This window comes from uncultured Acetatifactor sp., assembly GCF_948601915.1.
Classification (GTDB): domain Bacteria; phylum Bacillota; class Clostridia; order Lachnospirales; family Lachnospiraceae; genus Acetatifactor.
This window is the reverse complement of the sequence record NZ_CAPDXS010000145.1, coordinates 1-13,418: the sequence shown is the minus strand read 5'-3', so window position 1 is coordinate 13,418 and position 13,418 is coordinate 1. Positions and strand designations below refer to the sequence as shown.

The 13,418-nt window shown below is 58.3% G+C and carries 12 protein-coding genes; 4 read left to right on the top strand and 8 right to left on the bottom strand.

What is annotated here, in order from left to right; genetic code table 11:
- Positions 1-508: 508 nt before the first annotated feature.
- Together Q2B33_RS19720 and Q2B33_RS19715 are read right to left on the bottom strand one after the other, a co-directional pair.
- The gene (locus tag Q2B33_RS19720; protein ID WP_300573332.1) at positions 509-961 is read right to left on the bottom strand and encodes a hypothetical protein; all 453 of its coding nucleotides are present in this window, start codon (positions 959-961) and stop codon (positions 509-511) included.
- Positions 962-1,193: 232 nt separating this feature from the next.
- Positions 1,194-2,723, bottom strand: coding sequence for a DNA methylase (locus tag Q2B33_RS19715; protein WP_300573329.1), 1,530 nt, complete (start codon positions 2,721-2,723; stop codon positions 1,194-1,196).
- Positions 2,724-2,913: 190 nt separating this feature from the next.
- Between Q2B33_RS19715 and Q2B33_RS19710 the strand changes: the two genes are divergently transcribed.
- On the top strand, positions 2,914-4,173 hold the full coding sequence (locus tag Q2B33_RS19710; protein WP_300573326.1) for a DNA/RNA non-specific endonuclease: 1,260 nt from the start codon (positions 2,914-2,916) through the stop codon (positions 4,171-4,173).
- 8 nt (positions 4,174-4,181) lie between these two features.
- Here the strand turns inward: Q2B33_RS19710 and Q2B33_RS19705 are convergent, their stop codons facing one another.
- The 5 genes from Q2B33_RS19705 to araA form a co-directional block, all read right to left on the bottom strand.
- On the bottom strand, positions 4,182-4,307 hold the full coding sequence (locus tag Q2B33_RS19705) for a hypothetical protein (protein ID WP_300898477.1): 126 nt from the start codon (positions 4,305-4,307) through the stop codon (positions 4,182-4,184).
- Positions 4,308-4,509: 202 nt separating this feature from the next.
- Positions 4,510-6,021, bottom strand: a complete 1,512-nt coding sequence (locus Q2B33_RS19700) for an alpha-N-arabinofuranosidase (protein ID WP_300573323.1) — start codon at positions 6,019-6,021, stop codon at positions 4,510-4,512.
- 255 nt (positions 6,022-6,276) lie between these two features.
- Positions 6,277-7,227 (bottom strand): transketolase family protein, encoded by a 951-nt coding sequence (locus Q2B33_RS19695; protein ID WP_300767543.1) that lies wholly within the window; start codon positions 7,225-7,227, stop codon positions 6,277-6,279.
- 19 nt (positions 7,228-7,246) lie between these two features.
- A complete protein-coding gene (locus Q2B33_RS19690) occupies positions 7,247-8,098 on the bottom strand; it encodes a transketolase (protein ID WP_300773501.1) in 852 nt (283 codons plus the stop codon).
- Between the two features lie 156 nt (positions 8,099-8,254).
- Positions 8,255-9,742: an L-arabinose isomerase gene (gene araA / locus Q2B33_RS19685; RefSeq protein ID WP_300767542.1), complete on the bottom strand. Its 1,488-nt coding sequence runs from the start codon at positions 9,740-9,742 to the stop codon at positions 8,255-8,257.
- A 276-nt stretch (positions 9,743-10,018) separates the two neighbouring features.
- Here araA and Q2B33_RS19680 point away from each other — a divergent pair, with 276 nt between their 5' ends.
- The 3 genes from Q2B33_RS19680 (at position 10,019) to Q2B33_RS19670 (ending at position 12,646) form a co-directional block, all read left to right on the top strand.
- Positions 10,019-10,855, top strand: coding sequence for an ATP-binding cassette domain-containing protein (locus Q2B33_RS19680; protein ID WP_300573315.1), 837 nt, complete (start codon positions 10,019-10,021; stop codon positions 10,853-10,855).
- Between the two features lie 152 nt (positions 10,856-11,007).
- Positions 11,008-11,811 (top strand): ABC-2 family transporter protein, encoded by an 804-nt coding sequence (locus Q2B33_RS19675; protein ID WP_300784388.1) that lies wholly within the window; start codon positions 11,008-11,010, stop codon positions 11,809-11,811.
- 13 nt (positions 11,812-11,824) lie between these two features.
- Positions 11,825-12,646: an ABC transporter permease gene (locus Q2B33_RS19670; protein ID WP_300784386.1), complete on the top strand. Its 822-nt coding sequence runs from the start codon at positions 11,825-11,827 to the stop codon at positions 12,644-12,646.
- Here the strand turns inward: Q2B33_RS19670 and Q2B33_RS19665 are convergent.
- A complete protein-coding gene (locus tag Q2B33_RS19665; RefSeq protein WP_300784384.1) occupies positions 12,625-13,290 on the bottom strand; it encodes a hypothetical protein in 666 nt (221 codons plus the stop codon). The genes Q2B33_RS19670 and Q2B33_RS19665 overlap by 22 nt on opposite strands.
- Positions 13,291-13,418 lie beyond the last annotated feature (128 nt).

Here is a 13,418-nt window from a genome sequence, read left to right as displayed (position 1 = left end):
TCTACACTCTTTCCCTACACGACGCTCTTCCGATCTTGCTCGTCTCAGGCATTCCGCTCCACCCCCTTGTGCCCATTTCCAGGCAGGACAGCATGCCGACAGGCTATCGCCTAACGCACATGCCACAGGCGTCAAGTCGGCCCCTGTCCCCCCTGCCGTCCTCCAAAAAGTTCGCCTTACTGGCATGTTAGGCGAACTTTTTGGCCCCTTTTCACCCCCCGCACCTTCCTTTGAAAAGCGGCACAAGAATGATGGCCAAGTACCAAATATGGTAATTTAGCCCAAATTTCTCTGCGAAATATATGAAAAACCATGGAAAACCTAAGAGAAATTAGCAAATATTGACAAAAATAAATTTAGACTTGCACTATCCCCACATTGGGTATAAAATGTTAGAAGTGATAAAAAAGTTCGCCTAACATGCCAGTTAGGCGAACTTTTTTATGATATATACCGCGCATCGATGAAAACCGCAGTTAACTGCAACCGCCCCACGGCCACAGCCCACTCACCCCAATTCCTCCAAATCAGAAAATACCTCCCCTTCCATCCCCACCACCGCTTTCATAGGAACCTTGGTACCATCCTCCATGACCAGCATCCGCTCATAGAAATCTACCTTCCAAATCCGCCCGGCGGCAGTCGCATAAGTCCCGCCCTCCTTTCTGGCATCGGGCTGGAAATAGGTGACGGATATCTCTGGATGCTCTTTCACATGCTCTCTCAGATACTGCAGCTTCCCATCAAGCTCCTCGATGATATCCTCTTCCAGTTCCATCCTCTCGTCCGTCAGCCGCCCTGTCTCCTCGATGGCATCCCCGAAGCCTGTAAGCGCCGCAAAGGGCATGAACTGCGCCGCCCTGTCGGCCACCGGCATAGGCGGGTGCAGTTTGGAGACATGGCGGGGCAGGCCGATGATATCGTCATAGCGATGGTTGTTCTGCATGATTCCTTCTCCCATATGATTCCCTGCCTTTCCAGGCGCGGCTTCTCCAGCACCTTCGCCCGTCCCGTGCCTTATGCCCGCCAATCTGCCCTTTCCCTGGCATTGCCGTAGCTCCCTCCCCCGGGTGCAACTTCCCCGGTGCCTTCGCCCGTCCCACGCCTTATGCCCGCCAATCTGCCCTTTCCCTGGCATTGCCGTAGCTCCCTTCTCCGGGTGCACTTCCCCGGCGCCGATGCCTTCGCCCGCCCTACGCCTTATGCCCGCCAATCTGCCCGTTCCTTGACACTGCCGTAGCTCCCGCCTCCAGGTTCATCCCCTTCAGGATCGCGTTCTTCCCGAATTTCTTCTTTATCTCCAGTATGGCCTCCTGCATCTTCCTCTCCCGCTTCAGGGCGGCCTCCTCCTCTTCCCTCTGCTTTGACAGCGCCTGGTAATCCGTGAAGATGTCCAACTGTTCGTAGGTATCCTCCGACACGGCCTCGCCTTCCCTCACCACATGCCCGGCAGCCACGGTGACCCGCCTTATCAGCAGGTTTTTGTCTACAATCCTGTCGTAAATTTCCATCATCGCATCCATGATCAGCCTTGTGGAGGAAGTGAAGCGCCCTATGTTGGCCGTGCCGTGGGCATGCTTGGGAACCTTCCTGCCATACCGGTCTGTGGTGACAGGGCCCTTGTAGGCTTTTCGTATCTCCGGATTTGTCAGGCTCTCCACGTCATAGCCGATGGTCAGCACCATCTGATCCGTCACCAGCCCCTTGTCCACCAGGTCAAGCGTCAGGAGATCCGTCATCTCCCGCACAATCAGCTTTGCTTTCTCAAAACCATAAGGGCAGTGCAGCACCTGTCCGGCCCCCATGCTGCTGGCCTGGGGCCTGTATGACTTTACATCCGCGATGGTGCAGGGCTCGTACCCCCAGGCATGGTCGATCAGCAGCTCTGCGTTGACCCCGAAGAGCCGGTAGAGCAGCTCCTCGTTGTGATAGTCCGAAGGCCCTCCCAGGGAGCATCTGGCGATGTCCCCCATGGTATACAGGCCGTTCTCCTCCAGTTTCTTCGCGTATCCCCTGCCCACCCGCCAGAAATCCGTCAGGGGACGGTGCCCCCACAGGCGGCTCCGGTACTCCCTCTCGTCCAGCAGCGCAATCCGCACGCCGTCCTGATTCGGCTCCACATGCTTGGCCACGATGTCCATGGCCACCTTGCACAGGTAAAGGTTAGTGCCTATCCCTGCGGTGGCCACGATGCCTGTGTCCTGCAGCACCTCCTTTATCATCCTCTCCGCAAACTCCCTGGCCGTCAGGCGGCTGGCCTCCAGATACTGGGTCACGTCCAGAAAGACCTCGTCGATGGAATACACATGGATGTCCTCCGGCGCCACATGCCTCAGGTAAATGTCGTATATCTTCGTACTGTATTCCAGATACAGCGACATCCGCGGCGGCGCTGTGATGTAATCCACGGAAAGCTCCGGGGAGGACAGGAGCCGGGCCGCACTGTAGGAACTGGCGGTGAATTTCTGGCCAGGCGCCAGGCATCGGCGGCGGGCGTTCACCTCCCTGATTTTCTGGACCACCTCGAACAGCCTGGGTCTCCCAGGAATGCCGTAGGCTTTCAGCGAGGGGGATACCGCCAGGCAGATGGTCTTCTCCGTGCGGCTGCTGTCCGCCACCACAAGGTTGGTGTCCATGGAATCCAGCCCCCGCTCCACGCATTCCACTGAGGCATAGAAGGATTTCAAATCGATTGCCACATAGATTTTTTTCGCTTCCGGCATCCTCAGCCACCGCCTTTCCCGCCCTGTCCGGTCATGCAGGGCCCTCTTCCTTCACATCATTTTACCAGAACATCCGTTCTTTTTCAATGCTTTTGCAAAAATATTTTCCTTGATATTTTCTCGGTGGTCTGGATATATGGCTCCCTTTCTGCTAAAATAAGGGAGACGTAAAAAAGGAGAGACACCAAAGATGAAAAAGATGAGACTGAACCTTATTGCCATTATCGCCTTGCTCCTATGCTCCTGTGCCCAGTCGCCAGGGACGACAGGTCCGGAGCGCTCCCCTTCCGGCTATGAAGCGCCGTCTCCGGCTGTGTCCGCTTCCCCGGAGCCCTCCGCCGAAAGCCCCCGGGAATCAGCGGAAGCCCTCCCGCCGAAAGCTACAGGCTCCCAGTCCGGGGACGGGGCAGCCATATCCTCCCAGTCCCAGCCGGATACGGTCTCTGTATCCGACCAGGCGGAAAACCGGCCGGAACCGGCCCCGCAGATTCCCGCAACCCCTTTCAGCCTTGCGGACATCGGGCCGTATTCCGGGGAGCCCTGGGCGGTGGTGAACGGCAATGTCCCCTATTTTTCCGAGGAGGAGCTTACGACCCAGTCCTTCGAATCCTACAGTGGGCTGGATGACCTCGGCAGATGCGGCGCCGCTTATGCCTGCGTCGGACTGGACCTGATGCCGACGGAGGAGCGCGGCTCTATCGGAAATGTCCGGCCCACAGGCTGGCATACCGTAAAATACAACGATATTATAGACGGAAATTATCTGTATAACAGATGCCATCTGATTGGGTATCTTCTGTCCGGCGAGAATGCCAATGAGCGGAACCTGATCACCGGAACCCGGTATCTGAATGTCCAGGGGATGCTGCCCTATGAAAACAGGATAGCGGATTATGTGACAGAGAGCGGGAACCATGTCCTCTACCGGGTCACGCCCGTTTTCGAAGGGGAGAATCTGCTGGCTTCCGGCGTGCTGATGGAAGCCCGGTCCGTGGAAGACGGCGGCGAGGCCATCTCGTTCTGCGTCTACGCCTACAACGTGCAGCCCGGCATCGCAATCGACTATGCCACGGGGGAGAGCGCCCTTGCCCCGGATGCCCAGGCGCCGGACTCTGCCCCGTCCACGACACAGGCTCCGCCAGAATCCACAGAACCTTCCCGGGCGCCTGTCTCCGAATCCGCCGCAGACACATCTCCGGAGCAGGACCAGGAATCCACAGGAGCCCTGCCCCAGGAATCTGCCCAGGCGCCGTCCGCCGAACCAAGCGTCTCCCAGGAAGAGCAACCCCAGGGAACCGCCTATATCCTGAACACGAATACGCACAAGTTCCACTATCCCACCTGCCGCAGCGTAAAGCAGATGAAGGAAGAGAATAAGCAGAATTATACCGGCAGCCGTGACGATGTCATTTCCATGGGATATGATCCCTGCAAGAACTGCAATCCCTAATCCTACCCTCACGCCTGTCCCCCGGCGCTCTCCATGGGGCTGTAGCGCGTCCGCACCTTGATGCCCTGCCCGTAGTTCCTGAATCCGTTCCCGAACAGGGTCAGCCCGCCCACATGGGCGGCATCCTCCCGCACCTCCGTCCGGAAGCGGATGGTGCTCTTGTAGCCAAGCCCGAACCTGTCCAGGGTCGTGTCGGATATCTTCAGGCCGTCCGCGAAGGTGCCCCGATGATTGGCACCAGCATCAATCTTTGCAAAAAACGGCAGGACGCTTCTATATCTTCATCCTGCCGTTCTCTCATCTTTCCATCTCTATATGCACTTAACTTCCGCTATCCTACCGGATTTCCAAACTCACCACGCTGCAGGCCGGGATGGTAAAGCGCACGCCCCGCTCTGTCAGCGCCACATCCTGGAACTCCTCTTCCTTCACCCGGTCAGGCTCCTCGAAGGTATTGTGCGCCTGCATCTTGCCGGTGAGGATTGCGGCCTTCACGGTCTCCGGCTTCTTCTCCGTGAGCATCAGCTCCACAGGACAAGCCTCTCGGACGGACAGGTTCGCCAGGGTCACCAGCACAGTCCCGTCCTCCCGCACGGACACGGATTCCTGCAGGGCGGGCACCTCATAGCCCTCCACACCCACGGTTCCCTCGACCGACAGGCTGCTCTCCACCAGTTCGGCCCCCTGATGGCCCCTGTACATGTGGAACACATGGTAGGTGGGCGTCAGCAGCATCCGCTCATCCTCCGTGAGGATCACGGACTGGAGCACGTTCACCATCTGGGCGATGCAGGCCATCTTCACCCGGTCGCAGTGCCTGTTGAAGATGTTCAGGCTCACCGCCGCCACCAAAGCGTCCCGCATGGTGTTCTGCTGGTAGAGGAAGCCCGGGTTCGTCCCCGGCTCCACGTCGAACCAGTCGCCCCACTCGTCCACGATCAGGCCGATTTTCTTGTCCGGGTCATATTGATCCATGATGGCCCCATGGAGCTTGATCAGCTCCTCCATGTAGAGCGCCTTGTGCATGGTCTTGTACCAGTCCGCCTCGTCAAATCCGGTGGCGCTTCCCTTGTGCTCCCAGTCGCCGGGCACCACATAATAGTGCAGGGACAGCCCGTCCATGAAGCCGCTGAAATTCTTCCCGCCCGGATTCGGCTTGGCGTAGCAGGTCTCCAGCACCTTCTTCGTCCAGTTGTCATCGTCCGCGTTGGGGCCGCCGCAGATTTTCTTGACGGGCGCGGCCTTGTCGTAATGGCGGACGTAGGTCTGGTACCTGCGGTAGAGGTTGGCATAATATTCCGGCGTCATGTTGCCGCCGCAGCCCCAGTTCTCGTTGCCTACACCGAAGTAGTCCACCCTCCAGGGCTCCTCCCGGCCGTTCCTGCGGCGAAGCTCCGCCATGGGGGACACGCCGTCGAAGGTCATGTACTCCACCCACTCGGACATCTCCTGCACGGTGCCGCTGCCCACATTGCCGTTGATGTAGGTCTTGCAGCCCAGCTGCTCGCAGAGCTCGAAGAACTCGTGGGTGCCGAAGCTGTTGTCCTCCACCACCCCGCCCCAGTGGGTGTTCACCATCCGCTTGCGCCCCTCCTTAGGGCCGATGCCGTCCTTCCAGTGGTACTCGTCCGCAAAGCATCCGCCGGGCCAGCGCAGCACGGGAATCTGCAGCCTTTTCAGCGCCTCCACCACATCCGTGCGCATGCCGTTCTTGTTGGGGATATGGGAGTCCTCCCCCACGAACAGCCCCTCATAGATGCATCTGCCCAGATGCTCGGAGAAATGTCCGTAAATCTCCGGATTGATGTATCCTTTTTTCTTCTTTTCATTTACATATAATTTTGCCATTCAATCGTCCTCCAGCCGCTTATTCCTGTCCCTTATTCCAGCTTCCCGTCCCGGTCCGGCGCCATCCTTCAAGCGCCTTAATCAACTTCCCACTGCGGGGCGCATGCTCCCACTACGGGGCGCATGCTCCCACTACGGGGCGCATGCAGCTAAGCCGCTAATGTCCATACGCATCCCTGTACATAGTAAAAGAATCTGCCGCCCGTCAAGACAGCAGATTCTCTTTGGAATGCTCTGCTGCCAGAAAACCTTCCCTCATGCCAGGAACGCCTTCACCGTCCGGTACACGCCGTCGCCGTCAAGGCCGTACTTCGCAAGCAAAGCCCCGGCGGAGCCGGACTCGCCGAACACGTCCTGGATGCCGATCCTGCACACCGGCACGGGGCAGGTCTCCGCCAGCGCCTCGCACACCGCGCCGCCTAAGCCGCCGATGACGGAGTGTTCCTCCGCGGTGACCACTTTTCCGGTCTTCTTCGCGCTGGCTGCGATTAGCTCCTTGTCCAGGGGTTTGATGGTGCAGATGTTGATCACTTCCGCGCTCACGCCCTCTTCCGCGAGCTTAGAGGCAGCTTCCAGAGCGGAGTTCACCATGATGCCTGTAGCCACGATGGTGACGTCGCTGCCCTCCCGCAGCACCTCTCCCTTGCCGATTTCGAACTTATAGTCATTCTCCTCATGAATCACAGGCACCGCCGCCCGGCCGAACCGCATGTACACAGGCCCCTCAAAGTCCAGAGCAGCCTTCACGCAGGCTCTCGCCTCCACCGCGTCGGCGGGATTCAGGATGGTCATGCCGGGAATCGTCCGCATCAGGGCGATATCCTCGTTGCACTGGTGGGAAGCGCCGTCCTCGCCCACGGTGATGCCCGCGTGGGTGGCCCCGATCTTCACGTTCAGATGAGGGTAGCCGATGGAATTGCGCACCTGCTCAAAGGCCCGCCCTGCCGCGAACATGGCGAAAGTGCTGGCCACGGGAATCCTGCCCGTCAGGGACAGCCCCGCCGCGATGCCCATCATATTGGATTCCGCGATGCCGCAGTCGATATGCCTCTCGGGGAATTTCTTCTTAAAGACGCCGGTCTTGGTAGCCGCCGCCAAATCCGCGTCCAATACCACCAAGTCCGGATAGGCCTCGCCGAACTCCGCCAATGCGTTGCCGTAAGCCTCTCTGGTGGCAATCTTCTTCACAGCTTTTATATCAGACATTTCCTTCACCGCTCCTTTCTTAATTCGCCCCTGCCGATCCGCCAAGCGCTGCCCCCAGCTTCTCCAGGTCAGCCATCGCGGTCTCGTATTCCGCGTCATTGGGTGCCTTGCCGTGCCAGTCCGCGTTCCCCTCCATGAAGGATACGCCCTTGCCCTTCAGGGTGTGGGCGATGATGGCCGTAGGCATGCCCTTCGTAGCCCTGGCCTCGGCGAAAGCGGCCCGGACCTGCTCCATGTCGTTGCCGTCCTTGAGATTGATTACATGGAAGTTGAAGGCTTCGAATTTCCTGTCGATCGGATTGGGGGAGCAGACATCGTCTATCCGCCCGTCGATCTGCAGTCCGTTGTTGTCCACGATTGCCACCAGGTTGTCCAGCTTCCTGTGGCCGGCGAACATGGCCGCCTCCCAGACCTGCCCCTCCTGAATCTCACCGTCTCCCAACAGCGTGTAGACCCTGAAGTCCCTGCCGGAAAGCCTTGCGCCCAGAGCCATTCCCACAGCCGCGGAAATCCCCTGGCCCAGAGATCCCGAGGACATGTCCACTCCCGGCACATGCTGCAGGCAGGGATGTCCCTGCAGATAAGAGCCCAGATGGCGCAGGGTGGGGAGATCCGCCACGGGGAAGTATCCCCTGTGGGCCAGCGTAGAATACAGACCGGGAGCGGTATGCCCCTTGGAGAGCACGAAACGGTCCCTGTCCTCCATCTTCGGGTTCTCCGGGTCGATGTTCATCTCCTCGAAATAAAGGTAAGTGAAAATGTCCGCCGCAGACAAAGAGCCGCCGGGATGACCGGCCTTGGCTCCGTGCACGGCCTCAATGATGCCTTTGCGCACATCATTGGCATGCTTCTTCAGCTCTAAAATATCCATGGAATGCTTCTCTTCCATATCGTCCCTCCTGTTTTTCTCTTTTTATTCCATTGAAATATATAAACGGCATTTAATTCTTGCCAGCCGCATAGCACAGCAAGTCCGTTTATCCGGTTTTTAAGCAAGATTTTATTGCTGCATATATAGATTGATTGTTCAGCGATAGGCTACCGCGTTCCATCGCATCTCGTTCTTCAGGCCGCGGATAGTGGTGTCTGCATCGATGACTACGGTCTCGATGCCCATGGCGTCCGCCCAGTCCACCATCTGCTCCGTGGTCAAATCGTAGGAGAACGCGGTGTGGTGGGCGCCGCCCGCCAGGATCCAGCTCTCCGCGCCCACGGTGAGGTTGGGCTTCGGCGTCCAGAAGCATGTGGCCACCGGGAGCTTGGGCATGGGCTTCTCCACCTTTTTGCACTCCACCTCGTTGATGATCAGGCGGAATCTCGTCCCCAGGTCGATCAGGGAAGTGGCGATGCCGCTGCCCTCCTTGGAAGTGAACACCAGCCTGGCGGGGTCTTCCCTGTCGCCCATGGACAGCGGGCAGACCTTGATGCCGATGGGGCCTTCCGCGATGGTGGGGCAGACCTCCAGCATATGGGCCTGCAGGATGCCCTCCTTGCCGGGCACCAGGTTGTAGGTGTAATCCTCCAGGAAAGAGGTTCCCTTGGCGTCCTTGGTCCCCTCCGCCATAATCTTCATCAGGCGCACCATGGCTGCGGTCTTCCAGTCGCCCTCGCCGCCGAAGCCGTAGCCCTTCTCCATCAGCCTCTGGATGGCCAGGCCGGGCAGCTGCTTCAGGGAACCCAGGTCGCCGAAATGGGTGACGATGGCATGGTAGTCCTTCTCCTTCAGGAAGCGCTCGAAGCCAATCTCGATGCCCGCCTGCACTGCCACATGACGGCGGAATTCTGCGGCCTCCCTGCCCTCGTCCAGAATCCGGTATTTCGCGTAATACTCCTCCACCAGGGCGTCGATGTCCCCCTGGCTCACGTCCGCCACATATTCCGCAATCTCATTCACCGGATAGGCGTCAATCTCCCAGCCGAACTTGATCTGGGCTTCCACCTTGTCCCCCTCGGTGACGGCCACATTGCGCATATTGTCCGCCACCCGCACCACGCGGATGTGGCTGGACTCCATGATGCCCACAGCCGTGCGCATCCACCCGGCCAGGCGCTTCAATGTCCCTTCATCGCTCCAGTGCCCCATAATCACCTTGCGCTCGATTCCCATGCGGGTGACGATATGGCCGTACTCCCTGTCGCCGTGGGCGGACTGGTTCTCGTTCATGAAATCCATGTCGATGGTGTCGTAGGGAATCTCCATGTTGAACTGGGTATGTAAATGGCACAGCGGCTTGCGGTACTCCTGCAGCCCCAGGATCCAGGACTTGGCAGGGGAGAAGGTGTGCATCCAAGTGATGACCCCCGCGCACTCCCCATCCATGTTCGCTTCGTTGAACAGGCCTCGAATCATCTCATTGGTGAGCAGCGTGGGCTTCCACACCACCTCATAGGGAAGCAGGCCGGACTTGTTGATCCCTTCCACGATAATCCTGGAGTGCTCCGCTACCTTGGCCAGACACTGATCCCCGTACAGATCCTGGGAGCCAGTGGCGAACCAGAACTTGTAATTCTTCATTGATAATACCCCTTTCTTCTATAAGTAATCCTCTTTCTATGGTATGGTATTTTTCGGAATTTGTCAATTCCTATTTTAGTTTTCTGTATTGACCATCCCACTTCAATCTGTTATAATATTATCCCTGTTCCAAAACATGTCTAACTAAATATTTTACCTTTCAGGTATCTGTCGGCAAAATCCGACAGAGCTGGCGTGCCAAGCCACGCCATACCTACTTGGCAAGATATGGACAGCCCCGCCCGGGGCACAGTATAACTACCAGGAGGAAGCACAATGATTACGATGGAGAACGTATGCAAATCGTACAGAGTCGCAAAAAGGAACGCGGGCTTTGGGGCGGCCTGCAAGGCTCTCTTCCACAGAGAGTATGAGGTAATCGAAGCCCTAAAAGACATCAGCTTCACCATCGGCAATGGCGAGATGGTGGGCTACATCGGCCCCAACGGAGCGGGCAAAAGCTCCACGATCAAAATCTTAAGCGGCATACTGACGCCGGACCGCGGGAAGGTGTCCATAGACGGCCGGATTCTCTGGAGCCTGGACGAGAGCGGCCGCAGCCGGAAATCCCAGGGAGAGAAGTACCGGCGCATCGACCATGTTCGGCAGATAGGCGTAGTCTTCGGACAGCGCTCCCAGCTTTGGTGGGACGTGCCTGTCATCGACTCCTATGAGCTGCTCCGGGACATCTATTCCATCCCCACCCAGGTCTACCAAAAAAACCTTGAAGAATTAACCGAATCCTTAGCCCTGACAGAGCTTCTGCGCACCCCCGCCAGACAGCTCTCCTTGGGACAGCGCATGCGCTGCGAGATTGCGGCCTCCCTCCTGCACAGCCCGGGCATCCTGTTCCTGGACGAGCCCACCATCGGGCTGGACGCGGTATCGAAGCTTGCGGTGCGGGATTTCGTGAAGAGGCTGAACCGGGAGCACGGCACCACCGTCATCCTCACCACCCATGACATGCAGGACATCGAGGCCCTGGCCAGCCGCATCATCCTGATCGGCAAGGGACGTATCCTCATGGACGGCACTCTGGAGGACATCAAGAGGGGCGATGCCAGCATGGACGAGACCCTGGCGCAGCTCTATAAATCCTACGAAATCACCTGAATCCATGCTATGCAAACCCGAATCCGCCGTGTCGGAGCAGCGTTTCCGAACCATGCGCCCGCCCTGCGGCACGCGGATGCTCCTCTTCCATGGGATGCTCTTCTTCCATGGGATGCTCCTCTTCCATAATTATAGAAAGGTGTCTCGAAATCATGAAAAAATATATCAGCTACTTCCGCATGTGGCTCGTGATGGGGCTGCAGTACCGGGCTGCGGCCTTTGGCGGCGTGGTCACCCAGTTCTTTTGGGGCTTCATGGAAATCGCGGCCATGCATGCCTTTATGGAATCCGACCCTTCCGCCTACCCCATGACCATGGAGGCCACCTGCTCCTACATCTGGTTCCAGCAGGCCTTCATCGCCATGCTCTCCGCCAGAATCTTCGACGGGGAAATCCTGGAGTCCGTGCGCAGCGGAAACATCGCCTATGAGCTCTGCAGACCCGTGCGAATCTACGACCTGTGGTTCTTCCGCAGCATTGCCTCCCGGCTGTCCGGCGCGGGCCTACGCTGCATCCCCATCCTGCTGGTGGCGGTGTTCCTGCCGAAATCCTACCGGCTCTCCGCCCCAGCGGATGTCAGGCAGTTCGCCTTTTTCCTGCTGACCCTGGGGCTGGCTGTGCTGGTGTCCGTGGCCTATATCATGCTGATCTACATATCCGGCCTCTACATGGTCTCCACCGACGGGTTCCGGCGGATGTGCTCCTCCCTGATGGACTTCCTGACAGGCGGCTACATCCCCCTGCCCTTCTTCCCCGCAAAGATCAGGCAGGTGCTGGAGCTCCTCCCCTTCGCCTCCATGCAGAACGTCCCCCTGCGCATCTACAGCGGCGACCTGGCGGGAGCGGCCATGTACAAGGCCATCGGCCTGCAGATATTCTGGCTGGCGGCCATGGTGGCCATCGGCAGGCTTCTGTGCGGGAACGCGGAGCGGAAACTGATGATACAGGGCGGTTAAAGGAGGAAATCATATGAATCACGAAAACAAAAAGGAATATATTAAAAAAACAGGCCCACTGCGGCTCTACCGCCGCTACCTGTCCATCATACTGCGCGGCAAGATGCAGTACAAAAAATCCTTCTTCATGCTCTTCGTGGGGAGCTTCCTGGCATCCTTCACTGTGTTCCTGAGCGTATACTTCATGTTCCAGCGCTTTTCCCATGTGAAGGGCTATATCTTCCAGGAGGTGCTGCTGTGCTACTCCATCGTCCTGATGTCCTTCTCCCTGGCGGAGATCTGGGCCAGGGGCCTGGAGGCCTTCCCCGGCATGGTGCGCAGAGGCGAGTTCGACCGGGTGATGCTGCGCCCCCGCAGCCTCCTTCTGCAGATCCTGGGCACCCAGTGCGACCTGGAGCGCTTCAGCAGGGTGTTCCAGGCCCTGGCGATCCTCGTCTACGCCGTGGCCGCCAGCCGGATTTCCTGGACGCCCTTCAAAATCGCCACAGTCTTCTTCATGTTGGCCGGAGGCTGCGCCCTGTTCAGCGGCATATTCCTCATCCAGGCCGCTCTGAGCTTTTTCTTCCTGGAAGGGCTTGAATTCACCAATATCTTCACCTTCGGCCTCAACGAGCACGGCAAGTACCCCGTGGACATCTACGGCAAAGGCATCCTGTGGGTTCTGACCTATATCATTCCCTTCGCTTTGGTGCAGTATTACCCGCTGCTCTATGTGCTGGGCAGGAGGGAGGAAGTCCGGTACGCTCTCCTGCCCTTCGCCGCCATGCTGTTCCTCATCCCCTGCTACCTGCTGTGGCGGGCGGGGGTGCGGCATTATAAATCCAGCGGGTCGTGAACCGCGCCGCCATACGCTCCCGCGACCCGGCCGAAGCACAGCCGCACATTCTGTGCCCTGTCCGACCGGATGCGCAGCACTCCGTGCTTTGTGTCCGGCCACACATGCTCCTGCAGCCGCAGGACGCCCCATGTGCCCTGGCCCAGATTGGGGGCGAACACCTCCGTGCACCCCGGGACTCCGTCGTACTCCAACGTGATACAGTCCCCTTCCCAGCGATAGTAAAGCAGGGTTCCCGCCGTAGCCACGGGATATGCCCGGACCAGCTCCCCCCACTCAGGCACCCCTTCTATATCAGGTCTCCAGGACCAGTAAGTATGGCTCCACAGGTTCCGCTCCAAAATCCGTGATATCGGCTCCACCCTTCCCGAATCGTACAGATCGTCATGCCCCGTATCTACAATCAGGTCATATCCATGGGGCTCGAATACCTGGCCGGAATCGGACAGCCTCTCTATCCCGGACGGCACGCCCATATTCGTAAAATAGCATGCCTCCGTGAAAAGAAAGGCCTCCGGATCAAGAGAACGGATTGTATCCGCAGCTTGCCCCACAGGGCCCGGATAGGGCTCATTCCACAGGTCATGCCACAATAACCCATGGATCCCCTGAAAGAACCGGACCACATACCTAAGCATGCTCATAAAGCAATCCTGCAGACCTCTGCCATAGACCATGTCATTGTCCCGTAAATGTTGGATCGCCCTGTTCAAAACCGAATCAAATACCCCGCTGCAAGCAACGGGGTATCAAGCTTGCAACGCTGCAGAGC

Bases quoted from the DNA above. Each gene is read 5' to 3' on its own strand.
- Q2B33_RS19720 (WP_300573332.1), bottom strand. From the start codon at position 961: ATGGGAGAAGGAATCATGCAGAACAACCATCGCTATGACGATATCATC.
- Q2B33_RS19715 (WP_300573329.1), bottom strand. From the start codon at position 2,723: ATGCCGGAAGCGAAAAAAATCTATGTGGCAATCGATTTGAAATCCTTC.
- Q2B33_RS19710 (WP_300573326.1), top strand. From the start codon at position 2,914: ATGAAAAAGATGAGACTGAACCTTATTGCCATTATCGCCTTGCTCCTA.
- Q2B33_RS19700 (WP_300573323.1), bottom strand. From the start codon at position 6,021: ATGGCAAAATTATATGTAAATGAAAAGAAGAAAAAAGGATACATCAAT.
- Q2B33_RS19695 (WP_300767543.1), bottom strand. From the start codon at position 7,227: ATGTCTGATATAAAAGCTGTGAAGAAGATTGCCACCAGAGAGGCTTAC.
- Q2B33_RS19690 (WP_300773501.1), bottom strand. From the start codon at position 8,098: ATGGATATTTTAGAGCTGAAGAAGCATGCCAATGATGTGCGCAAAGGC.
- araA (WP_300767542.1), bottom strand. From the start codon at position 9,742: ATGAAGAATTACAAGTTCTGGTTCGCCACTGGCTCCCAGGATCTGTAC.
- Q2B33_RS19680 (WP_300573315.1), top strand. From the start codon at position 10,019: ATGATTACGATGGAGAACGTATGCAAATCGTACAGAGTCGCAAAAAGG.
- Q2B33_RS19675 (WP_300784388.1), top strand. From the start codon at position 11,008: ATGAAAAAATATATCAGCTACTTCCGCATGTGGCTCGTGATGGGGCTG.
- Q2B33_RS19670 (WP_300784386.1), top strand. From the start codon at position 11,825: ATGAATCACGAAAACAAAAAGGAATATATTAAAAAAACAGGCCCACTG.
- Q2B33_RS19665 (WP_300784384.1), bottom strand. From the start codon at position 13,290: ATGAGCATGCTTAGGTATGTGGTCCGGTTCTTTCAGGGGATCCATGGG.